Raw genomic sequence first — 24012 nt, forward strand, 5'->3', positions numbered from 1 at the left:
AATTTGCCTCATCATAAGTGACTGTTTTTTGTCAACCTATTTTAGGCATGCACAAATAAATGTCAAATATCAAATTTCAAATCAATTAACTTTTCTCCGGTAACTTGCGCCCTGAAATTAAGACACGATATAACTATGGATACAATATCATTTGACATTGTTATCATTGGGGGCGGATGTGTAGGACTGGCAACAGCTTATAAGATCAACACCCGGCACCCGCATTTGAAAATAGCAGTATTAGAAAAAGAGAACCGTGTTTCGGCACATCAAACCGGGAGAAATTCCGGCGTAATCCATTCGGGCATTTACTATAAACCCGGATCCTACAAGGCAAAAAACTGTGTGGACGGGCGAAGGGAACTGGTAGCTTTTGCAAAAGAATACGGTGTAAAACATGATATCTGCGGTAAAGTAATTGTGGCAACACAGGAAGATGAGCTGGCGCACATGAACAAAGTGTACCAGAACGGAATAGCTAACGGCGTGGAGGATATACGGCTGATAACAGCTCAGGAAATAAAAGATATTGAGCCTTACTGCGAAGGCATTGCCGGTATATGGGTAGGGTGCACAGGCATTATAGATTATGCAGGCTTTACGGAGAAACTAGCTGAACTGTTAGTGGAAAAATTTGAAGGCAGCAAAGTGTTCCTGAACACAGAAGTAAAGGATTTTATAAAGGAAGGCAACAAAACCATTATAAAAACCAACAGGCAAAATTTTGAAGCGAAATATATAATAGCCTGTGCCGGGCTGCAAAGCGACCGCATAGCCCAAAAAGAAGGAACCGGAACGGATACGGCTATTGTTGGCTTTCGGGGCGATTACTACGATCTGAGCGAGACAGGAAGAAGCAAAGTAAAAAATCTTGTTTACCCGGTACCTAATCCGCAATTCCCGTTTCTTGGCGTGCATTTTACAAGAATGGTAGATGATAGTGTAGAATGCGGTCCCAATGCCGTATTTGTATTTAAAAGAGAAGGCTACAGCAAAACCGCTTTTAGTTTAACGGATACAGCCGCGGCATTATCGTATGGCGGCACCTGGAAATTCTTCGCTAAACACTGGCGCTTTGGATTAGATGAATACCGGGGCGCTTTTTCAAAATCCTACTTCCTGAAACGCCTGCAAAAACTGATACCTTCCTTAACTGCAGCAGATATTATACCCGGCCGCGCAGGCGTACGTGCCATGGCACTTTCGCGTGAAGGCAATATGATAGATGATTTTAAGATTGAAGCAGGGCATAACGCTATTCATGTGCTGAACGCCCCTTCGCCGGCGGCCACTGCCGCGCTGGCTATTGGTAGCGCGGTACAGGAAATAGCAACAACCCAATTCCATCTTTCATAGATGATGCACATAGGGATTTGTCTCCTGTCAACACATAATCATAGGGACATAGATACACATAGATATTTGCTTCCTTCTATTGTGTTCCTATGCTTCTACTGTGTCTATGTGGTTAGCATATTTTTGTTTAACACATAGGATCATAGGTACATAGGTGCACATAGGATTTTGCTTCCTTCTATTGTGTTCCTATGCTTCTACTGTGTCTATGTGGTTAGCATATTTTGTTTAACACATAGGATCATAGGCACATAGGCGCACATAATTTTTTTCTTGCTATTGTGAATCACAACTTGATAAATATCTTCTTCCGGTAAAGTATATACGCGGGAACAAAGTTAATGGCAACAAAAAACAACGCATATACCCAGCTTGCCAGTTCGGGTTGCATCCCTGCCTGCACCAGTTCATTAACCACCAGCTCATTAAGGGGCAGTCCGCCAAATCCGGCCCTGTAAAAAAATAAAGCCAGCACATCTGCCAGCACATATACCGCAATAGCGTTGGCGCCAAATATAACGCCGGTACGTACCCATTTTTTATATCCCCGTATATCCACTATAAAATACAATGCGCCCAGCAGTAAAGCACCCAATCCCGAAGTTACCAGCACAAAAGAGCTTGTCCACAGATTCTCATTTACGGGGAAAGTCAATCCCCAGAAATATCCGGCGATAGCTGAAAAAAGCCCTGCCGTCATAAGATAATTAACTTTTTCACCGGGGCTAAACCTGCTGATCATTAACCGCCCCGCAAGCATACCCGTAATGCCGCTCACAATAGCAGGTATGGTGCTCAGGATACTTTCGGGATCCCAGGTACCCTGCCACATTTTACCCGGCAGGTACTTACTGTCCACCCAGGCCACGATGTTCACGCCCGGTTCCAGCATTACTTTACCAACGCCGGGGGTAGGAATAAGCGTTAATGCCAGCCAGTAGCCCACAAGCAAAACAACGGCTATCCATGCCTGTTGTTTCCAGTTGGTATTAAGGAAAAGTACAGCACAAAACATAAATACCAGGGCAATACGGTGCAGTGTTCCTGTCCAGCGCACATTGCTGAAATCAAATTCAGGCATAAGATTAAGGAACATGCCTACGGCAAATATTTTAAGCGAACGGAAGACGATCTTTTTATATAAGCTGCTTTTAGCCGTGCCGTCAGTTAACCTTTTTGTATACGCATACACAATAGAAACACCAATTACAAAAAGAAAGACCGGTGCAATGGTATCGGTAAAGGATAACCCGTTCCATTTGCTGTGACGGAGTGTAAAATACACATACTGTTCATTCCCGGGGAAATTTACCATAATCATTGCAGCTATGGTAAAACCTCGCAGGGCATCGAGCGAAATAAGCCGGTTGGATTGCAGCAACATATAGTAAAATTGGCAGCTAACGGGTTTAGTATTCCGGGGCTCACTCGCGGCTATACTGTCATATAGCAGCATATCTTTTTGATTCTTCAGCAATGAAAGAGCAGGTTTTTGTGCAATGATACTGCCCGGTTAATATGAAAATGCATAAAATAAGGCAGCGCCGGGAATTGAGGAGTTGGAAAAGAAGGGTAAAATAAGGCTATTAAAAGTAGAAATATACGTTGAAACAAAACCGCAATCCCGGCAATTTAGTTATGCGCACCTTACACCCCACACCTTATACCCTACACCACCCCATCAATATACATTCTTCGGGCAGGGTATCCCCTTTCCCGCATTGCCACGGTTAAAATCGCGGTCATTAAACAGCCTGAAGCTGACTGTAATCCCTGAAAAATAATACCAGTCTTTGGTTTTCGGGTTTCCTCTTACCGTTCCTTCCGCCGGATAAACAGGGTTGCCGTTTTTCAGTTCGCCGCCACGGTATGCCATTTCAACGGCTTTCGGACCCCTGGCAGCCAGTAAGATATTACGGTCAACATATTTGGTACTCACATTATCCAAGTAATCGGTAAATGTTTTATTGAACCGGAACTCCCAGCCTAAGGAAACATTACGGGTAACGGCAAAGCGTATGCCCCCACCAAAGGGTATAGAAATATTTTGGCTACTACTTCTTTTCCTGTCAGGATATTCGGGCAACCCCTGTCCTTCAGTACTCAAATTACCCAAACCTATTTTTTTGCCTAATGAATCATAAGTATAAGGTCCCATATTAAAGACCGACACCCCTGCAAATACATACGGCGTATACCTTTTCTCCATAATATCGAAGAATTCGTATACGCCGGCAAGACTGGCATCATATATTTTAGAATAAAAGCTCAGGTTACGCTGGCGGCGCTGCAAATTGCTGCTATAGCTGTCTGCACCCTGGATATTACCATAGGTAATAAGCCCTCTTAAGGAAATCTTATCGGTTAAAGCGTAGCTCGCGCCTAATGCACCCGCAGGCTTCGACTGGGAAAAAGTGTAGGTACTTTCCTGTAGCTCACCCTGGTAATTGGCAAAGCCACCAAAAGCTTCTATGCTTACATTTTTTAATATTCCCTGGGAATATACAGCAGAGGTGCTTAGCAATAATGCTAAAATAAATATTTGTTTCAAAGGCATTCTTTTAGAGATACGGTATAATAACGCACAAGTTGGGTAAAAATTAAGTGACATGGAAATAAAACAGTAACAGCTCTAAAAACAATGCCATTTTTATTTTTTTCTGCTTCTGCAATACCGGGTATACTTAATTTTCAGGTATATTTTAAACAGTTCCCCATAAGCTTTGAGGATATTCACCTTTAGTAACCAATGCGTTAATATTGTTTTCCACACCCGGAGCGTCTTCTTTGTACGTTACGCCAAACCATTCGGCGCGGGTAGGAATAACTTTTAAAGCATTATCGGACATTTTAATGAACTCGGCGGCCACATCCACCACGTATATTTCGGCTTTAGGCTGGTTGATGTTTTTTTGTAAAAATGTGTTAAACATTTCTTTGCAGATACTGAAAACATAGGGCGTAAAGCACCAGAAATTCATAGAAACCTTTGAATCTGAAGGAACCTCCGTTTTATTGCCATCCTCTTCATATACAATTTTGCCGCCATCGCGGTATATTTTTGTACGTTCCGCAATTTCTACCAGGTTCCCGGAAGCATCCACTTTGCATACTCCCCGGCTAACCGAACCGTTATCTGAAAGCGTTTTAATTAATTCGTATCCGATTAAGCCAAACACATGATCATTTGCCTGCGTTGTCAAAAACCGGTATGCCTTTTCAAAAGCATCGCGGCCGTAGAAATCATCGGCATTAATTACAATAAAAGGTTCGTGTACCGCAGGGGAAGCACATAAAACTGCGTGTGCCGTTCCCCAGGGCTTGGCCCGGTCTGCGGGTATATCGTAGCCTTCTGCAAATGATTGCATATCCTGGAATACATAATCAATAGCAATTTTTCCTCTGAGCTTAGGTTCAAAAATGGCTTTGAAATCTTCAGTAAATTCTTTCCTGATAATAAATACCACTTTGCCAAACCCTGCACGGCAGGCATCATAAATAGAATAATCCATGATCGTTTCACCAGAAGGACCGAACCGTTGTATTTGCTTTAAACTGCCATACCGGGAGGCCATCCCCGCTGCCATAATTACTAATGTAGGTTTCATCCGTATGTTTTTTGCTGTTAAACTTAACTTGATATACTATTCCTTTTTTCCTTTCATTCTTCAAACATGTGCGAAAATAAAGAATTAACGCTAAACCAGGGTTAACCGATGATAGTTAATATAGTTAATATATTTAACTAATGAAATAATGCAGCGTTTCTTCCTTATTTTTATCGCGGCAGCAATACCAGTAAACCCTTTATCTCTTTACTATGTATTACCCCTATTCAGAAAAAGTAACGCTTGAAATAGACGCCAGGGCGCAGCTTGGTGAAGGCGCATTATGGCATCCCACAGAAAATAAATTGTATTGGGTAAATATAGAAGGCAGAACGCTTCATATATACGACCCCGTTACCAAAGAAAATCAATCTTTTTTGGTAAAAGAAAGAGTGGGCACGGTTGTTCCGGTAAAAAGCGGCGGCGCTTTGGTTGCCCTGCAAAATGGCATTCATTTCATTAATACCCAAACAGGCACGTTACAATTCATTGCCCACCCCATTACCCATAGCGATATCCGTTTTAATGATGGCAAATGCGATCCTTCGGGGAGGTTCTGGGTGGGCAGCATGCACCTGCGGTTTACAGAAGGAGTAGCTTCGTTATACCGGATGAATACGGATAAAACAGTGCATAAGATGCTGGATGACGTTACCGTTTCTAACGGTATTGCCTGGACGAAAGATAAGAAAACAATGTATTATGTTGACAGCCACCTGCGCAGGATAGACGCTTTTAACTATAATGATGCAGATGGATCCATTACCAACAGAAGAACAGTAGTAACGATACCGGAAGGCGGCGGCTCGCCCGATGGCATCGCGCTGGATGCAGAGGACAAAATATGGGCAGCGCTCTGGGGCGCTAACGCGGTGGGCAGATTTGATCCGCAGACAGGCGGGCTACTGCAAAAAATTGAAGTGCCCGCGCCGAACGTTTCTTCCGTTGCTTTTGGAGGAAAAGACTTAGACACATTGTACATTACTACCGCCCGGGGAGAATTATCGGAAGCGCAACTGGCGGCTTACCCGTTAAGTGGTGGATTGTTTTCGGTAAAACCGGGAGTAAAAGGGGTGCCTGCTGAGTTTTATACAGGAATGATCACTGAATAAGGTAAATAAAGCTAACCGTGGTTATGGTGTAAATATTCCTGCAGGATAATAGTAGCCGCAATTTCATCAATTATGGCTTTATTGCGGCGTTGTTTCTTTTTCATTCCCATGTCTATCATAGCCTGTACCGCCATTTTAGAGGTATACCGCTCATCTGCTTTTTCAACAGGCATGCCGGGAAAAGCCTTTTTTATTTTTTCAACTACTTTTTGCACCAATATGGTGGCGTGTGTATCTGAGTCATCGAGATTTTTGGGCTCCCCTATAATTATTTTTTCTACCTGTTCCCGTTCAAAATAGCTTTTCAGAAAATCAATAAGTTTGGGAGACTCAACAGTAGTTAAACCGGTGGCAATGATCTGCAATGGATCGGTAACGGCAATGCCGGTTCGTTTTAACCCGTAGTCAATAGCGAGTATGCGTGGCATGATGCGAAGATAGGGTGTATTGTATTTTTTTAATACATAAGTTTTTGCATTTCCTATTGTGTTTGTATGGTACTATTGTGGCTATGTGCTTTTTCTTTGAACACATAGGATCATAGGCACATAGGCGCACATAGTTTTTTATGTTCTCTATTGTGTTCCTGTGTTTTCTACTGTGTCTATGTGGTTGATGCATTTTTTAACACACAGGTTTTGTATTCTCTATTGTGTTCCTATGGTACTATTGTGGCTATGTGCTTTTTCTTTGAACACATAGGATCATAGGCACATAGGCGCACATAGGTTTTTGTGTTCTCTATTGTGTTCCTATGTTTTCTACTGTGGCTATGTGGTTAATGCATTTTTTAATACACAAGTTTTGCATTCTCTATTGTGTTTCTATGGTCCTATTGTGGCTATGTGTTTTTTCTTTGAACACATGGGATCATAGGCACATAGGCGCACATGGTTTTTTGTGTTCTCTATTGTGTTCCTATGTTTTCTACTGTGGCTATGTGGTTAATGCATTTTTTAATACACAAGTTTTGCATTCTCTATTGTGTTTCTATGGTCCTATTGTGGCTATGTGCTTTTTTTCAGCACACTATTTAAAACCAGCGTCAAAAATGCTGATCGCTTTATTTAGCCAGTTCCAGCCCGAACAGCAAAGGAGTAGTATTGACCAACGCATGCAAAAGTGCCGCGTAAAAAACATTACCGGTTTTAATGTATACGTATCCGTAGGCCCAGCCGCCAATGCTTGCCAGCCCAACAAAAATAATGGACCCTGCATGCGCATGCACCAACCCAAAAATAACACTGGTGATAGCGAGCGCCGTATAAACACCCATTTTGGTTTTACCCGTTCTTTCCATACCATAAGCCACGGCACATAACAATACCGTAACCAGCGCCGGGAACCATTGCATATTACCGTTTAACGCGTAGCCGGTAAGCAGTGAAACTGCCGTAAGAATTGCCAACCCCCACATCCAGAATGTTTTCCATGAACCCAACTGCCCGATGCGTTTAGCCAGCATATTTTGCAGCAACCCGCGAAAAACCAGTTCTTCAAAAAGAGCGGTATGTAAAAAAACAGACAGCAACGACCTGGCAACCTTCGAGGTAATGAAAATATGAACCGCATCTTCATTTTTAAGCTTTATAAAATTAACCGCCAACCCAATAATAAATACAAAAGCATAAAAGGCCAGCCATACCCATACTACGGTAAAGAGGTATTTCCATTTAAATACAGGATAAAAACCCACATCCCGTATATGCCGCACCGTTACAAAAGCAAAAACCGCTGCAAGCATCACCGTTATACGGTAAACCGAATCAAATCCCCCGCCGTTAAAAGGAAGATTGCCAGAAGGTTTGGCATCTATAAGCGTTACAGGAAAAAAGAACAGCACAAAAACCACGAAATCAAGCCAGTCTAACTTTGCGCCCGTATTTGTTCTTGCGGCAAATGCCATTACCGGAAAAAAGAGAAGATAAGGCACGAGAAAAAGCGTACCCTGCAAAGGATTTTGTTGATTAAACCCTACATAACTGAAATACAGCAGCGCCAGCAGCAATGGGAAAAGGAATATCAGGCGAATATCCGCTTTCATACTTTTCCTCAACCGGTCCGACACCACAGGCTTACCCAGCGAAAAGAGCATAAAATACAATACAATAAAATAAGGTAATGCGATAAAGATATCCGCAGCCGGATGGTGTTTCCAGGAAAACAGCATAAAAATCAGCGACAATAAAGCGGTATATACTCCGGAAGTGATCAGCGACTTTTTGAAAGATGCCGGGATTGTCATGAAAAGGGGTATTTAGGGTATCAGCCAACCTTTGCTGATCCATAAATGTCGGACATTTCAGGTTGCACCCAAAATTTTAAGCACAATGGCTGAAACGGGATATGCTGCCTGCGCTTTATCGAAAAAAAATATCCCCGATCACAAAAAAAGAAAATACTACGCTGGCTATACCATTGGCAGTCATGAAAGCAATATTCACCCTCCTCAGATCATTGGGGTTTACAATGGAATGCTGGTAGATGAGCATACCAATAAATACCGCAACGCCTACCCAGTACCACACGCCAAACCGGCCGTATAGACCTGCTGTTATAACCAGTAATGCGGATAGCAGGTGTAATATCTCGGATATCCGCAATGCGCTTTTTTTACCCAATGCAGCGGGAATGGAATAGAGCTGCTGCGACTTATCGAACTCTTCATCCTGCAGTGAATAAATGATATCAAAACCACTCACCCAAAATAGCACCGTGAAGGAAAACAGCAAGGGCAACCAGTCGAACCGGCCGGCAACCGCCAGGTAAGCGCCAATAGGCGCAAGGCTTAATCCTAATCCAAGTACCAAATGGCATAAAGGTGTAAAACGTTTGGTATAACTATAGCCCAATACTACAAACAGTGCTACCGGCGCCAAAAAGAAGCATAGCGTATTGATAAAAAAACAGGTGATCATAAACAATATACAGGACAATACAGTAAACCACAATGCATGATTGGCCTTAATGATACCTGCAGGAATTTCTCTGATAGCAGTACGCGGGTTCCTGGCATCAAAGCTCCTGTCGAGATAACGGTTAAAAGCCATAGCGGCGCTGCGGGCAGTGATCATGCAAAAGATAACAAGAATAAATTTCACTATTAATTCCTTCCACAAAATAAAATTAGTAATGTCCTGCCCCCATCCAATCGTTCTGCCCAAACTCCATTGGTTACCAAGAGGGAAATAATATACCCCCAGGAAAAAACCAATCATTGCAAAAGGCATTGCAAAAATGGTATGGGAGAATTTAATAAGGGAAAGATAATTTTTAACCTGCGCCATGCTGCAAAGTTATGAACAGAAAAGGTAATTTAACGGCCCTGCTATTTTAGGGCTATTTCACCCTTTTTCACCAGCTTTGCCAGTTCCCACAACACTATGCCCGCAGCTACCGATATGTTTAAAGAATGCTTCATGCCAGACTGGGGAATTTCAATGCAGCCATCACAAAGCTTCAATACGCCCTCAGCTACCCCACTCACTTCGTTACCAAATATTACAGCAATTTTTTGCATATTGCCGCTCCCTGCAAGCATTGTCCGGTTGAGTTTGTCTAATGCCACACTGCCTTCCGCCTGCTCTACTGCCCAAATGGCATATCCATCTTTCTTTAATGCATGCACCGCTTCCACCGTGGAAGCATAATACACCCAATGCACGGTTTCAGTTGCGCCCAAAGCCGTTTTATGAATATCCCGGTGTGGCGGCCGCGGCGTATAGCCACAAAGGCAAACAGATTCAACCAGGAACGCGTCGGCCGTACGGAACACACTGCCTACATTATGCATGCTGCGTATATTATCGAGCACAACAGTAAAAGGGTTTTTATCAGACTGCCTGAACTCCTCCACGGTTTTGCGGTTCAGCTCATGCATGCTTAATTTTCGCATAGCGCAAAGATAATTGGGATCGGATTTTATAATTTGTGGTTTATCGTTCGTGATTTCCGGTTGCATTTTGCTTCGGATTTAAGATTTTATACTTCGGATTTGAATTTTTTATTTGTCTTTTGTGATTTTGGCTCTTATGATTCAGGTTTGTGACTTAGCCCCTGATGCTTTGTATTCCTTTAATTCTTTTTCCTGAAATAAAAAGTAAAAAGATAGATCAGTCCCTTAACGGTTTGATAAGAGCACCACCATATAAAGCGCTTCAGGAGGCTGCGTTTTTGAACAAGCATTGCTCTTGTTACATGGATGCATTCTTTTTCAATAATATCTTCAAATACTTTTTCCACCCCGGCGGCAAAATTTTCATCGTGTACATCAAGGTTTAATTCGATGCTGGCATGAGCGCTGATATTATTAATGTTATAGGAGCCAATGGTTAACCACGTGGTATCACAAACCGACACCTTCCCATGCAACACATTTCCCTGGTACTCGTAAATAGCTATATCGTTCCGCAACAACCAGTCATAAATATATCTTTCGGCATATTTTGCCAGTTTTATATCCGACAGGCCGGCAAGAATAATTTTGATCTTTATCCCTCTTTTTGCGGCAAGCGAAAGCTTTTTCCTGAACGTTTCACCGGGTAAAAAATAGCTGCATAAAATAACTACATGTGATTGTGCAGTTTCGAGCATTTCAATATAGCTGCGTGATATTTCGTGCTTATTGCGCACCCAGTCGTTAATGCGCATGCGCACCCGGCTTGAAGCTCCGGGTATGGATGGCGCCTGCAGGTATTCCTGTTCGCAGGGCAATGCGCCTGTTTTTGCCGGAAACCCTTTCCATGTTTTCCAGCAAAGCGTACATAATTCTTTTACGATCTCTCCTTCAACCCATACGGCAAAATCCAGCCATGCCTTATAGCCTGGCCGGTCGTTATACCGTTCCGTAATATTTAATCCGCCCACCATGGCGTATCGTGTATCGGTTACTATGATCTTATGATGCAGCCGCCTGCCAAAATAGAAATATTTGCTCCTGACCAGGGGTTCAAAAAAACGGAAATACACCCCCGCCAACCTGAGTTCCCGGATGAACGGCCGGGATAGTACTTTAGATGCGTAGCCATCGGGCATCATATACACCTTAACACCTCTTTTCGCGGCATTTTTCAGCGCATCTGCTACTAAACTTCCGGTACCGTCGTCATCAAAAATATAAGTCTGCAGGTGTACGCTGTGCTTCGCCTCGTCAATCATTTGCAGCATCCGGTTAAAATACGCAGCGCCGCCACGAATAAATTTTACATTATTATTCATGGTATATCCGGCGCTGAGCCGCTTTTTTTCAACAGGCCGGCGCTTTTGTTGTTTTGTGCTGGCGCCGGCAAAAGGCCCGTTTTTCAAAATGCAGTCTTTTTGTAAATATAGATTTTATTACAAACCTTTAATACCGGTTAAAATGGATTGATGACAAAGGTCAGTAACATTCAGGACGGTAGTCATGCTTTGTTTTTGTAAAATACCGTACAATTGCATACCTGTGAGTGCCTGGTTTAGCGTGTGGTACATTAAAATAAACAGAAAAGATGTAGGGGCATACCTGCAATCATTATCCATTATATACCTCATTCATATGATCTCATTCGGCAATCAAAGAAAAAATGAATCCCATGAATACCCGGGAGCATATCATCCTCCTTCGTATAACTGGACAAAGGTGATGCAGCAGTTGAGGGAAACCGCTGCTGAGGGCTTTAAGCCTGCTGTAAACATCAGCGAAAACCCGGGGTATTATTGTATTGAAGTTAAGGCACCCGGGTATAATAAAGAAGACTTTATTGTTACAATTGAAGGCGGAAAGCTCAATATTTATGGCATATCCCCTGCCTGCGATGCCGGTGAGCGTTCCGGGTATCCATTGCACGGACAGGGTTATGACTGTTTTGAGCATGCTATAGATTTACCCAAATATATTGATACCGATTTTGTGAGGGCAGAATATAAAGCGGGGGTTCTCCGGTTCGATTTTCCTAAAGCCGATTACGAAGACGCCTGTACGGTTGAAAGGATAATTGTTTATTAAATAAAGGTTCGTAATAAAGTCCATGTCTTTCCCATTCCAGCATCCTTACCGGATTGATCCTAATTTTTCAAAGCGGGTTGCCTATTTCTGTATGGAATTTGGCATACATCAGCCATTGAAGACCTATTCGGGCGGGCTGGGGTTTTTGGCCGGCTCACATATGCGCAGCGCATGGGAACTGAAGCAAAATATGGTGGGGATCGGTATCCTCTGGAAATACGGGTACTACGACCAGGTCCGCAAAAGCGATCAGTGTATGGACGTATTGTTCCAGGAAAAAGTATATGGATTCCTGAAAAAAACAAAAATTAAGTTTACTATTAAAATATCGGGACACGATGTATGGGTAACCGCCTGGTACCTGCCTCCGGAGATCTTTAAAACCGCTCCGGTTTTTCTCCTGTCTGCAGATTTACCCGAAAATGATTATCTCTCTAAAACCAATTCGCACAAATTGTATGATGCCAATCCTGAAACCCAGGTTGCTGCTTCCATTTTATTAGGGGTTGGGGGCGCCAAACTCCTGGAAAAGCTGAACTGGATCCCTGATGTATATCATTTAAACGAATCACATGCATTACCCCTGTATTTTTATTTGTACAACCAGGTTCGTGATACGGAAGCATTGAAAAAGAAGGTTGTATTTACCAACCATACACCGGAAGAGGCGGGCAATAAAAAAACCCCTCTGGCGCTGCTGGATAAAATGAGTTTTTTTGGCGATATACCGCTTGCCGAAATAAAAGCGATTGCAAAAGTTGAAGGGAATATGCTTGATCACACCTTAACCGCCATAAGGCTTTCGGGAAGGTGCAACGCGGTTTCAAAGGCACATCTGAAAACATTACAGGCCATGTGGTCCGGGCAGAAAAATATCAATAACCTCACGTCTGTTACCAATGCCCAGGATTTCTCATACTGGCATAATAATGAACTGTACAGCGCGCTGGCTAAAAAGGATGATAACGCATTGCGAAGGATAAAGCAACAGGCCAAACATGAGCTATTTGAAGTTGTTGCCGATCAGTGCGGAGAAATATATGATGAGCGTGTGCTGACCATTGTTTTTGCAAAGCGCTTTGCCGGTTATAAAAGGGCCGACCTGCTTTTGTATGATATGGAACGTTTTCACCGGCTGGTTACCAATACAGAACGCCCGGTGCAAATTATATGGGCCGGCAAACCTTATCCTATGGATTATGCGGCCATTGGGGTATTCGACAGGATTGCCAATCTCTGCAAAACCTATTCCAATTGCGCCATACTGGTGGGCTATGAACTAAAGCTTTCCATGCTCTTAAAAAGAGGAGCCGATGTTTGGTTAAATGTTCCCCGCATCACACGTGAAGCGTCCGGAACCAGCGGTATGTCGGCCGCCATGAATGGCGCTGTAAACCTTAGCATTCCGGACGGATGGTTTCCCGAGTTTGCCAGGGATAAGCAAAATGCCTTTGTAATCCCTTCCTGCAACCCTGCATTGCCTGACTACCTGCAGGATGAAAAAGATAACGCCAGCCTGTATCAGTTGCTTGAACAGGAAGTAATTCCCACGTACTATAATGATCCCGACCGCTGGCTCGGCATCATTAAAAATGGTATGAAAGACATTGTTCCCGCTTTCGGAAGCAACAGGTTAGCTGCTGAGTATTACGAACGCCTATACAATACCTCATAGTAATGCTCAATACATTGCAGCATGGAGCCGGGAGTGTTGAGTATGTTAACCCGATTTCTCCTTAGCTTAGCGCTATGTTATTTACTCCTGATACCTGGAAACTGCTTGCAGGCATTGCCATTTTTTTACTTGGCATGCATTTCCTGGAAAAGGCGTTAAAAAGCCTCACTGGCAGGTCTTTTAAGCTGTTTCTCAAAAAAAAGACGTCAAATAAGCCTGCGGCTATTGCCGGAGGCGCAATAGTTACCGCAGTTCTGCAAAGCAGTTCGGTTGTTAATTTAATGGTACTGGCCTTTGCAGGCGCCGGCGTAATAACCATGCATAACGCTTTGGCGATAATGCTGGGATCCAACCTGGGAACTACTGTAAGCAGCTGGATCATTGTTACTTTAGGGTTTAAGTTGAACATAGAAAGTTTTGCATTGCCGGTTATAGGTATAGCAGGTATAGCAATGATGCTGGTTGGCAAGGATAGCCGCTGGCACAACTGGTGTATGTTTTTCTTGGGTTTCGGCTTTCTTTTTTTTGGATTAAGTTTTATCCGTACCAGTATAGAACAAACGGTACAGCAACTGGATCTGAGTATATTAAATGAAAAACCTGCCATCCTTTTTCTATTGGTAGGGTTACTGATTACCTCGCTGATCCAGTCCAGTTCAGCTACAGTGGCTATCGTGCTGAGTGCATTACACGTAAATGCAATAAGTTTATTTGCGGCGATGGCAATTGTGCTGGGTTCGGAAATAGGAACAACAGTTAAGCTCGTACTTGCTTCGGTGAAAGGCGTAGCCGTTAAAAAAAGAGTGGCGTTGGGAAACCTGCTGTTCAATGTTGTTAATGCATTGCTGATATTCATTTTTCTTGGACCTATAAATAAATTAATTACCAGCGTTATAGGCATTCATGATAACCTGATAGCATTGATTTTTTTCCAAACACTCACTAACCTCACCGGCATTATCATTTTCTATCCCTTTTTGGAAATCTTCGGAAGATTTCTGGAAAAGCGGTTTATAAGTACCGATAACGAAACAGCTTATATTCATAAAGTAAAAGTAACAGATACCGAACTTGCGATGCTTGCCCTGGAAAAGGAAGCACAGCATTTTATTTATCATGTTTGCATTTTCTCACTCAATGCGTTTGACTGTAAAGCCGGAAAAAATAATCCATTTTCTCTTAGCCCTTTATTTGAACCGGAAAAGCTCCCGGGAAAATATGAATATATCAAGCATCTTCATGGTGAGGTTCAAACCTATTCCATCCGGCTTCAGAATGCCACTGCAGACAAGGAACAACAATCCCGCATTCATCAGTTGATTTCTTCTTTCCGCAACAGCATGTATGCAGCTAAAAATATCAAAGATGCATTGCCGGATATAGATCAGTTGAAAAAATCATCCAATGATCTGAAATTTGAGTTTTACCTGCGTACAAAGAAAAGAGTTGGTAATTTTATTGAACGGGCCATTGCATTGCTGGGTGCGGACCCAATTCCGTCTAATTTTGAGCAACTCAGTTCCATTTATAGCACTACACAGGAAGGCTACAACACAACGCTCCGTGAACTGTACCGCGAAAGTGTTTTAAAAAATGTAAATGAAGTTGAGTTTTCTACCATTGTTAACTTTAACCGGGAAATGTATACCGCCGAAAAATCAGTTGTTTTTGCCCTGAAGGATTATCTTCTGCGAGGCAATGAAGAAGATTACTTTGACGAATTGCCTGGTTTCATACGATAGAGAAGATACAAACACAAATGCCGCAATCATACAATTGTGTCCTGATACTTTAAGGTTGCTGATGCCCACATAGAATATTTGATTATTTTTAAGGCATGTTGCGTTCCCAGTTCTGGAAAAAATTTTTCGAAGAAACGGGGGAGATAGCCCGTTTTACCGGCAGGTTATTTTCTCAATGGTTTAAACCCCCGTACGAGATAACCGAATTCCTGAGGCAGTGCTTTATCATAGGCTATAAATCCCTGCCGCTGGTTATGCTCACTACCTTTATTATGGGTCTGGTGTTAACGATGCAGATACGCCCCTTCCTGATAGATTATGGCGTTGAATCACAATTGCCTGCCATGGTAGGTATTGCTATTGTTCGGGAAATTGGCCCGGTTATTACCGCACTTATTTTTGCGGGAAAAATTGGCAGCAGCATTGGCGCGGAACTGGGCTCTATGAAAGTAACCGAACAAATAGACGCTATGGAAGTATCCGGTACCAATCCTTTTAAATACCTGGTGGTAACAAGAGTATTAGCCGCTACTTTTATGTTGCCCCTGCTCGTTATACTGGGTGATGCAGTAGCGTTATACGGAACCTACCTGGGGGTAAATATGAGCGGTGTTACCAGCTTTGATCTTTTCTGGACAAAAGTATTCAGGAATCTTTCCTTTAGCGATGTGCTGCCTGCTTTTGTGAAATCCTTTTTCTTTGGCTTTGCCGTGGGAATAGTAGGTTGCTATAAAGGATATTATTCCAAAAAGGGAACAGAGGGCGTGGGGCAATCGGCCAATTCGGCTGTAGTGCTGTCTTCTGTGCTGATATTTATCATTGATCTTATTGCAGTACAGGTAACCGGTGTACTGGGACTGAACTAAAAGGGTATGCATACAACGGAAAACAAAGAAAGGCCGGCACAAAATGCCGAACAGGGTAAAGCAGTAATGGCAGTTCGCAATTTGTACAAATCATTTGGCAGCCATAAGGTGCTTATTGATTTTAGCGTTAGCTTACATAGTGGTGAAAATGTGGTAGTATTGGGCAAATCGGGCTCTGGTAAATCGGTGCTGATCAAATGTATTATTGGTTTGCTGAAGCCCGACAGCGGCGCTATTGAGGTGCTGGGTGAAAGTATTCCGGATCTGAACGATGAAGCCTTAGACGCGATCAGGATGAAAATCGGTTTTCTTTTCCAGAGCAATGCCTTATACGATTCAATGACGGTAAGGGAGAACCTGGAATTTCCACTGAGGCGGCATTCCATTACACTAATGCATGAAGATGTGGATCAACTGGTAAAGGATGCATTGGAGGATGTTAAGCTGGCGCATACCATTGATATGATGCCGGCAGAACTGTCGGGAGGTATGCGCAAGAGGATAGCGTTGGCCAGAACATTGATACTAAAGCCGGCTATTATCCTGTACGATGAACCCACTACCGGGCTGGACCCTATTACCAGCAGGGAGATCATTGATCTGATCAAAGAAGTACAGCAAAAATATCATGCGGCTTCCCTGATCATTTCTCATGATATGAATTGCGTGCGCATGGTGGCAGACAGGGTGGTTATGCTGATAGACGGACGGAACTACAGGGAAGGCACATACGCTGAACTGATACAATCGGAAGATCCTGCGATAAAAGCATTTTTTGAATAAATTGTTATGGCAAAAAAATCATTTTCAAATCTCAAGCTGGGTGCATTTGTATTGGCCGCACTGGCTTTTCTGATCCTGCTTTTATACATGATAGGCAAAAACAGGAATCTCTTTGGTTCTACGTTTGCGGTAAAAGCCCATTTCAGAAATGTGCAGGGATTAACGCCGGGGAACAATGTAAGATATGCCGGGATACAGGTAGGTACGGTAAAGAAGGTTTATATCCTGGAAGACGGACGCGTTGAAGTAGAGCTGCTCATTGAGAATGAAATGAAACAGTATATCCGTAAAAATGCAAGCGTTACGATTGCAACAGATGGATTAATGGGAAACAAAGTACTCAACATTGTGCCGGTACCGGGCGATGCAGATCTTATTGCTCCGGGCGATATCCTGGCAACACAAGTCTCGCCTGACCTGGATAACATGGTAAACACGCTTTCCGGAACAAACAATGATCTTGCTGTAGTTGCCGCCGAGCTCAAAAGCACTTTGTTGCGGATAAATAACAGCGCTGCTTTATGGGCATTATTAAACGACAGTTCGCTGTCGCGGAATTTAAGCGCGTCAATGGTAAATATAAGGTCGGCTACTGCTAAGGCAAATACGATGGTGAATGATTTAGACGGATTGGTGCTGGATGTAAAAAGCGGAAAGGGGTCGCTGGGCGCTATATTAACGGATACTTCTTTTGCAGAAAACCTGAACCAGGCCATAGTACGGATCAAACAGGTTGCCGGACAGGCAGATACACTGGCGAAGGAGCTTTCCCTGGTTACCAATGGACTTAAGCATGATATTAATGACGGGAAAGGCGCCGTTAACGCTTTGCTTAAGGATTCCGCCATAGTTAAATCCATTAATGTTAGCCTGGACAATATTCAGAAAAGTACCCAAAACTTTAACGAAGTAATGGAAGGGATGAAACATAGCTTCTTAGTTCGTGGATATTTCAGAAAGCTTGAAAAAAAGCAGGCAAAAGAAGCGTTACAAAAAACAAAAACGCAGTAATCATTTTCCGGGGTTCAGCATATTACCAGCGCTGCTATTTTTTATTAAGGAATATATAATACCGCCTGTTTGAAATACGCATGCGAATTAAACCCATAACCCCTGGTATTGATTTTTCTCATCTCCGGTACTGATTAAAGTCTTTGTTAAAGGTCTTCCTTCAGCGTAAGTTTGGTATGATTTTTTTCTGTATCAATTTTTTTGAACTAAAAAACAAGGAGGTTTTTTATGTCTGCATTAGTAAAAAGCGGAAGTACTGCCTTACCTTCCGTTTTTGATGATTTTTTTAAACCATGGAATGAATGGTTTACCAAAGGCGATGGCTTTTTTGGACGTTCGCTTACCATGCCGTCTGTGAATATTACAGAAGATACAAACGGGTACAATGTATCGCTGGCGGCACCGGGGCTGAAACGGGAAGATTTTACGATTGATATCAGCGGCAATATGCTTACCGTTGGTTCGGAGCGGGAAGAAAATAAAGAAGAAAAGGAAAAAAAATTTACCAGACGGGAATATAATTATACTTCTTTTAGCCGCAGCTTTACTTTACCCGACGATGTAAACAGGGATAAAATAGAAGCAAAGTATACCGACGGCGTATTGAACCTTTCTCTTCCCAGGAAGGAAGAGCTTAAGATGAATTCCGTAAAGAAACAAATCGCGGTAAAATAAGCATTTGGTTTTGTTTCGGTTCCCCCAAAGCGCTGCTTTAAGTGTGTGGCAGCGCTTTTTTTTGAGTTAAAAATCATAATTTCATAATACAGCAGCAATTGCGTTATGTTTAATAAATGCTACTATTGTCTTCAGCGTATCTGTATGAATCAGGTAGAAAATAAAACTTCAAGCAATAATGAAAAAAATACTTGTACCGACCGATTTTTCTTCATGTGCAGTTAATGCTTTGAATTTTGCAGTACAAACGGCTAAATTTTGCGCGGTTGAAATTAACCTGCTTCATGTGGTAGACCGGACAGACAGCTTATATAGTGAACGTCCGGATCTTATTCAGGAAAAATACAGCGCTGTTTTGGAAGAAGCACAGGAAAAATTAGACCAGGTGAAGGCCAGCATTGCGGAAACGGAACTGGTGGAAATACGGACTTTTCTCAGGGAAGGCGAAGTAGACGAGCATATACTGCAGCTAAGCGAAGAGAAAGGCGTTGATCTTATTGTAATGGGCACTTTTGGAATAAACGGGCTGAAGGACAGGATATGGGGCAGCAAAACAGCCGGTCTTACAGGCAAAACCAGTGTACCTGTAATGGTTATTCCCTACGAGTATAACTGGAAAGTTCCCGGAAAGATTTTATTGGCAACCAGCTTTTTCGAGGAAGACAGGGATGTACTGGAACCGATAACCGGTTTGACAGATGCTTTTAAAACCACTTTGCATGCCGTAATATTTACTGATGAAGATACTGCCGACGCCGCTTTGTTTTTAGAGCACGGCATGAATATGGCAGATTATGAAAGAAAGCTAAAGAAACAGCTTAATACAGAATCCGTTGTTACGAATCACCTGTCCGGGCGTAAGTTCGAGGATACGCTGCAGGACTATATTAAAGAACAGGATATAGATATACTGGCAATGATCACTTACCAGAGAAGCCTTTGGGACAGGATATTTCACCCAAGTGTTACCAGGAGGATGTCGTATCATACCACCATTCCGCTGCTGGTTATTCCGGCAAACAGGAAAGGAGAGGAATGAGTAATTGCAGGCTAGTATTTATGTGCGTTTCGAAAGTATACGGATCATTGCGTTGCTGCATAATAAGCCGCTCCGAGCAATGCCGTTTTTGTATTTAATATTATTTTTACCGGAACCTTCTCTAATAAAAAATTCAGTCGCCCGCTCTGGCGGAAAGAAGTATAAAATCCATCGTTCTCCAAAAGATGAACGATCTGTGGCGCTATACCTCCACCTATAAACAGTCCGCCCGTGGCGTTCAGCTTTAATACTAAGTTGGCCGATTCGTAAGCCAGGTAGCGTACAAAATGCTGCATGGTTGTTTTGCAAAGCAAGCTTTGTTCCGCATGTTCGCTGATAACAGCAGGCATATCGGCGTTGCGCATCTTTTGTGTCAGCCACACAGGCTCTTCTATTTTTTTTACATCCCTCAAAAAATGGTAAATGTTTACAATGCCCGGACCGCAAACCAATCTTTCCCAGCTCACATGCCCAAATTGCTGCTGCAGGAAAGTATATAATTCAAAATCAAAGCTGTTCCTGGCCGCAAAATCGGCATGGCCTCCTTCTGTTGCAAAAGGATGAAAATAGCTGCCATCCCAATACAGACCTGCTTCACCAAGTCCTGTGCCGGGCGCTATTACAGCAGCATTTCCTAACGGCATTGCACTGCCTTTGTGAATAGTTTTCACATCTTCTTCTCCAAGCACCGCTAAACCATAAGCCGTTGCCTTAAGGTCATTAATAAGATGAACCTTAGCCGCCGGGTATTGTGCCGTAATTTCCTTTACATCTATCTCCCATTGTAAGTTAGACAACGTGGCATGCCCGTTCAATACCGGCCCGGCAACGCCAAAGCAAACGGCATCCGGTTGCGGGGCATGTGCGGTAAACTCCCGGATAAGTTCTGTAATGTTATCATAGTCTTTCGACACCAGCTTCGCTTCCTGCAACAAGTGGTAGTTATTATTTTCTATCCGGTATAAAGCGAGGTTGGTTTTTGTAGCACCTACATCGCCGGCAAATACAAGGCTTCCGTTAACAGCCTGGTTAGATTGAGAAAAGGGTAATAGCATGTTGTGAAATTGAAAAGAAAAATAAAGCTGTCTTAAAAGGGCCGGTTTAGGAAATATGCCACTAAGTTCTGATCTTCAGGGCTTTATTTTTCTCGTGTCTTCGCGGCTTTGTGGCAAAATATTACTTTTTAGACAGCCCGGTTTCGCTGAAATCGTTTTTTTCCTTACATATCGGCCATAGCAGGAATTTCTGCAACTTTATACAGCCCGATATCTAATTTCTTCTTGGTTTCTTCAAATGCATTCAGCGTTCGTTCAATATCTTCCTGTGTATGGGTGGAAGTAGGAATGAGCCTGTAAATAATATGTCCTTTGGGAATAACGGGATATACTACAATGGAACAAAAAACGCCGTAGTTTTCCCTTAGATCCATTACCATGGCGGTGGCTTCTTCCACACCACCTTTCATGTATACCGGGGTAACAACGGAATCTGTATGGCCGATATCGAATCCTTTATCTTTCAGTCCTTTTTGAAGAGAAAGCGCGTTTTTCCATAGCTGCTCTTTTAGTTCGGGATGTGAGCGTAATAATTCGAGCCGTTTAAGATTGCCAAGCACCAAAGGCATGGGTAAACTTTTGGCAAAGATCTGGCTGCGGATATTATAACGGATATAGTCAATGATGGGTTTGTCGCCGGCAACGAAAGCGCCTATAGAAGCCATTGATTTGGCGAAAGTAGAAAAGTAAAGATCAATCTTATCCTGCACGCCCTGCTCTTCTCCTGCTCCAGCGCCGGTTTTACCTAAGGTGCCAAAACCGTGCGCGTCATCTACCAGTAACCGGAATGCGTATTTATCTTTAAGCGCGGTGATCTCTTTTAATTTGCCTTGATCGCCGGCCATGCCAAATACTCCTTCCGTAATCACCAGTATTCCCCCACCGTCCTGCTTTTTAACCAAAGCTTCGGCACGCTGCAACTGTTTTTCAAAGTCGGCTATATTGTTGTGCTTGAAAACAAATCTTTGTCCCGCGTGCAACCGTACACCATCAATAATGCAGGCGTGGCTCTCCGCATCATAAACGATCACATCATGACGGGTGCACAATACATCTATAATGCTTACCATACCCTGGTAGCCGTAGTTCAGCAAAATAGCATCTTCCTTTTGCTCAAACCCGGCCAGTTCTCTTTCTAATTGTTCATGATAACGGGTATTACCACTCATCATGCGGGCGCCCATGGGTAAGGCCAGCCCGAACTTTGCAGCAGCTTCCGCATCCGTTTTTCGCACTTCAGGATGGTTAGCCAGCCCAAGGTAATTGTTCAGGCTCCATACAATCATATCTTTTCCCCGGAATGTCATATGGCTGCCAATGTCTCCTTCTAATTTCGGAAAAGCAAAATAGCCATGCGCACGTTCACGATGCTGGCCCAAAGGGCCGTAGTTCTTTGTTAGTCTTTCAAAAATATCAGCCATACAACAATGTAATTAAAACAATAATAAAAAAGCGGTGCAAAGATAGTCATTCTCACAGGTTAGGTAATATGGAGTACTGCTGGCAAGATGGAATGACGCGAAGGTAAGATTTTTGCACTGTTCCGGTGCACAAAAAAAATAAAACTGCAACGAAACCCTTTACAGGAAAGCCTTGCGGTATTTTATTCACAGAGCAGATGGGTTGCCTGATCCCTGTTTGGGCAGCTTGCCATTCATTTATAAATGTGCTTGCTAATATGCCGCAGGTTCACAAACAAAAAAGGTGAACCTGCGGCATATTTATCATAAAAAATACTGGTAATCTTTTTTAGCGACTTACCGGATGACCGTTTTATTTCAGCTTTGCTGAAAGATTATTATTGATAGCTTCCAGGAAATCTTCCGTATTAAGATAATGCTCACCAAGCTTTACTTTATTGCCATGTATACAAATGGCAAGATCCTTTGTCATTTTTCCGCCTTCTACGGTTTCAATGCATACTGCTTCCAGCGCCTGACTGAAATCAATAAGCTGCTGGTTATTATCTAACTTCCCCCGAAATGCCAGTCCCCTGGTCCATGCAAAAATAGAAGCAATAGGGTTAGTGGAAGTGGGTTTCCCGGCCTGGTGATCACGGTAGTGGCGGGTAACGGTTCCGTGTGCAGCTTCCGCTTCCAGCGTTTTACCATCGGGAGTAACGAGTACCGATGTCATTAAACCCAGGGAACCAAATCCCTGCGCAACAGAATCACTTTGCACATCACCATCATAATTTTTACAGGCCCATACAAAATTGCCGTTCCATTTTAAGGCGCTGGCCACCATATCGTCAATAAGGCGGTGCTCATATACGATACCTGCCGCTTCAAACTGTGCTTTAAACTCCTGCTCGTAAATATCCTGGAAAATATCCTTGAACCTTCCGTCGTATTTTTTAAGGATGGTATTCTTTGTAGAAAGATACAACGGCCACTGTTTGCTCAAGGCCATGTTGAAACAGCTCCGGGCAAAGCCTTTTATGCTTTCATCCGTATTGTACATGCTCAGAGCCACACCGCCGCCCTTAAAATCGAACACTTCAAAAACTTCAGGTGCGCTGCCGTCTTCGGGAGTGAAGGTCATGGTGAGCTTACCTTTGCCTTTGATTACGGTATCGGTTGCACGATACTGGTCGCCAAAAGCATGACGGCCAACAATGATAGGCGCCGTCCAGTTGGTTACGAGCCTGGGAACATTTTTCATTACAATGGGTTCGCGGAAAACCGTACCATCCAGTATGTTGCGGATAGTACCGTTAGGGCTTTTCCACATTTGTTTCAGGTTAAACTCTTTAACCCTTGCTTCATCGGGCGTAATGGTGGCGCATTTAATGCCAACGCCGTATTGTTTAATGGCAGTGGCAGCATCTATAGTTACCTGGTCGTTGGTTTCATCGCGGTGCTCAATACCCAGGTCATAGTATTTAATGTCAATGTCAAGATAAGGCAGGATCAGCTTGTCTTTAATAAATTTCCATATGATCCTTGTCATTTCATCTCCATCCAGTTCAACCACCGGATTAGCCACTTTAATTTTTTCTGCCATGCCAGATTTTTTAAGGTTATAGTATATAATTGTTGGCAAATGTACATCCTGATTCCTGATTTGAAAATATTGAACCCGGAAAGTTGGGAAATGGGCGGGGT

At 43.0% G+C, this 24012-nt stretch carries 21 protein-coding genes; 10 read left to right on the forward strand and 11 right to left on the reverse strand.

All coding sequences use genetic code 11. The annotated features are described in order from the left end of the window. Positions 1-135 precede the first annotated feature (135 nt). A complete protein-coding gene (gene lhgD, locus PLE34_RS15960) occupies positions 136-1356 on the forward strand; it encodes an L-2-hydroxyglutarate dehydrogenase (protein WP_324558554.1) in 1221 nt (406 codons plus the stop codon). 286 nt (positions 1357-1642) lie between these two features. On the opposite strand, the gene PLE34_RS15965 is transcribed toward lhgD, so the two are convergent. The 3 genes from PLE34_RS15965 to PLE34_RS15975 form a co-directional block, all read right to left on the reverse strand. Beyond that, positions 1643-2833 carry an acyltransferase family protein gene (locus tag PLE34_RS15965; protein ID WP_324558555.1) on the reverse strand — a complete coding sequence of 397 codons (1191 nt, stop codon included), beginning with the start codon at positions 2831-2833 and terminating at the stop codon, positions 1643-1645. 204 nt (positions 2834-3037) lie between these two features. Then, positions 3038-3907 (reverse strand): DUF6089 family protein, encoded by an 870-nt coding sequence (locus tag PLE34_RS15970; protein ID WP_324558557.1) that lies wholly within the window; start codon positions 3905-3907, stop codon positions 3038-3040. Between the two features lie 151 nt (positions 3908-4058). Beyond that, positions 4059-4964 carry a nucleotidyltransferase family protein gene (locus tag PLE34_RS15975; protein ID WP_324558559.1) on the reverse strand — a complete coding sequence of 302 codons (906 nt, stop codon included), beginning with the start codon at positions 4962-4964 and terminating at the stop codon, positions 4059-4061. 212 nt (positions 4965-5176) lie between these two features. On the opposite strand from PLE34_RS15975, the gene PLE34_RS15980 reads away from it, so the two are divergent. Further along, positions 5177-6076, forward strand: coding sequence for an SMP-30/gluconolactonase/LRE family protein (locus PLE34_RS15980; RefSeq protein WP_324558561.1), 900 nt, complete (start codon positions 5177-5179; stop codon positions 6074-6076). A gap of 11 nt (positions 6077-6087) precedes the next feature. Here PLE34_RS15980 and ruvX read toward each other — a convergent pair whose 3' ends face one another. The 5 genes from ruvX to PLE34_RS16005 form a co-directional block, all read right to left on the reverse strand. After that, positions 6088-6504 (reverse strand): Holliday junction resolvase RuvX, encoded by a 417-nt coding sequence (ruvX, locus tag PLE34_RS15985; RefSeq protein WP_324558562.1) that lies wholly within the window; start codon positions 6502-6504, stop codon positions 6088-6090. Between the two features lie 635 nt (positions 6505-7139). Then, positions 7140-8321 (reverse strand): CPBP family glutamic-type intramembrane protease, encoded by a 1182-nt coding sequence (locus tag PLE34_RS15990; RefSeq protein WP_324558564.1) that lies wholly within the window; start codon positions 8319-8321, stop codon positions 7140-7142. 115 nt (positions 8322-8436) lie between these two features. Further along, positions 8437-9363, reverse strand: a complete 927-nt coding sequence (locus tag PLE34_RS15995) for a UbiA-like polyprenyltransferase (protein WP_324558566.1) — start codon at positions 9361-9363, stop codon at positions 8437-8439. A gap of 41 nt (positions 9364-9404) precedes the next feature. Next, entirely contained in the window at positions 9405-10037 is a 633-nt protein-coding gene (locus PLE34_RS16000; RefSeq protein WP_324558567.1) for an RNA methyltransferase, read from the reverse strand. Positions 10038-10150: 113 nt separating this feature from the next. Next, a complete protein-coding gene (locus tag PLE34_RS16005) occupies positions 10151-11380 on the reverse strand; it encodes a phospholipase D-like domain-containing protein (RefSeq protein ID WP_324558568.1) in 1230 nt (409 codons plus the stop codon). A 229-nt stretch (positions 11381-11609) separates the two neighbouring features. Between PLE34_RS16005 and PLE34_RS16010 the strand changes: the two genes are divergently transcribed. The 8 genes from PLE34_RS16010 to PLE34_RS16045 all read left to right on the forward strand — a co-directional run bounded on the left by PLE34_RS16010 (position 11610) and on the right by PLE34_RS16045 (position 19850). Then, positions 11610-12059 (forward strand): Hsp20/alpha crystallin family protein, encoded by a 450-nt coding sequence (locus PLE34_RS16010; protein ID WP_324558570.1) that lies wholly within the window; start codon positions 11610-11612, stop codon positions 12057-12059. A 22-nt stretch (positions 12060-12081) separates the two neighbouring features. Continuing rightward, positions 12082-13734 carry an alpha-glucan family phosphorylase gene (gene glgP, locus PLE34_RS16015; protein ID WP_324558572.1) on the forward strand — a complete coding sequence of 551 codons (1653 nt, stop codon included), beginning with the start codon at positions 12082-12084 and terminating at the stop codon, positions 13732-13734. 74 nt (positions 13735-13808) lie between these two features. Next, entirely contained in the window at positions 13809-15476 is a 1668-nt protein-coding gene (locus PLE34_RS16020) for a Na/Pi cotransporter family protein (RefSeq protein WP_324558573.1), read from the forward strand. A 95-nt stretch (positions 15477-15571) separates the two neighbouring features. Next, complete coding sequence (locus tag PLE34_RS16025; RefSeq protein WP_324558575.1) at positions 15572-16342, forward strand: MlaE family ABC transporter permease; 771 nt, start codon at positions 15572-15574, stop codon at positions 16340-16342. A gap of 6 nt (positions 16343-16348) precedes the next feature. Then, on the forward strand, positions 16349-17125 hold the full coding sequence (locus tag PLE34_RS16030; RefSeq protein ID WP_324558576.1) for an ABC transporter ATP-binding protein: 777 nt from the start codon (positions 16349-16351) through the stop codon (positions 17123-17125). Between the two features lie 6 nt (positions 17126-17131). Then, positions 17132-18136, forward strand: a complete 1005-nt coding sequence (locus PLE34_RS16035; protein ID WP_324558578.1) for an MlaD family protein — start codon at positions 17132-17134, stop codon at positions 18134-18136. A 228-nt stretch (positions 18137-18364) separates the two neighbouring features. Then, a complete protein-coding gene (locus PLE34_RS16040; protein ID WP_324558580.1) occupies positions 18365-18811 on the forward strand; it encodes an Hsp20/alpha crystallin family protein in 447 nt (148 codons plus the stop codon). A 178-nt stretch (positions 18812-18989) separates the two neighbouring features. Next, entirely contained in the window at positions 18990-19850 is an 861-nt protein-coding gene (locus PLE34_RS16045) for a universal stress protein (protein ID WP_324558582.1), read from the forward strand. Positions 19851-19894: 44 nt separating this feature from the next. Here the strand turns inward: PLE34_RS16045 and glk are convergent, their stop codons facing one another. From glk to PLE34_RS16060, 3 genes are all read right to left on the reverse strand, one after another. Further along, complete coding sequence (gene glk, locus PLE34_RS16050) at positions 19895-20905, reverse strand: glucokinase (protein WP_324558583.1); 1011 nt, start codon at positions 20903-20905, stop codon at positions 19895-19897. Positions 20906-21069: 164 nt separating this feature from the next. After that, positions 21070-22326: an aminotransferase class I/II-fold pyridoxal phosphate-dependent enzyme gene (locus PLE34_RS16055; protein ID WP_324558584.1), complete on the reverse strand. Its 1257-nt coding sequence runs from the start codon at positions 22324-22326 to the stop codon at positions 21070-21072. A 352-nt stretch (positions 22327-22678) separates the two neighbouring features. Beyond that, positions 22679-23911: an isocitrate dehydrogenase (NADP(+)) gene (locus PLE34_RS16060; RefSeq protein WP_324558586.1), complete on the reverse strand. Its 1233-nt coding sequence runs from the start codon at positions 23909-23911 to the stop codon at positions 22679-22681. Positions 23912-24012: the final 101 nt, after the last annotated feature.

It is taken from the genome of Agriterribacter sp., from assembly GCF_035445465.1.
Lineage (GTDB): Bacteria > Bacteroidota > Bacteroidia > Chitinophagales > Chitinophagaceae > Agriterribacter.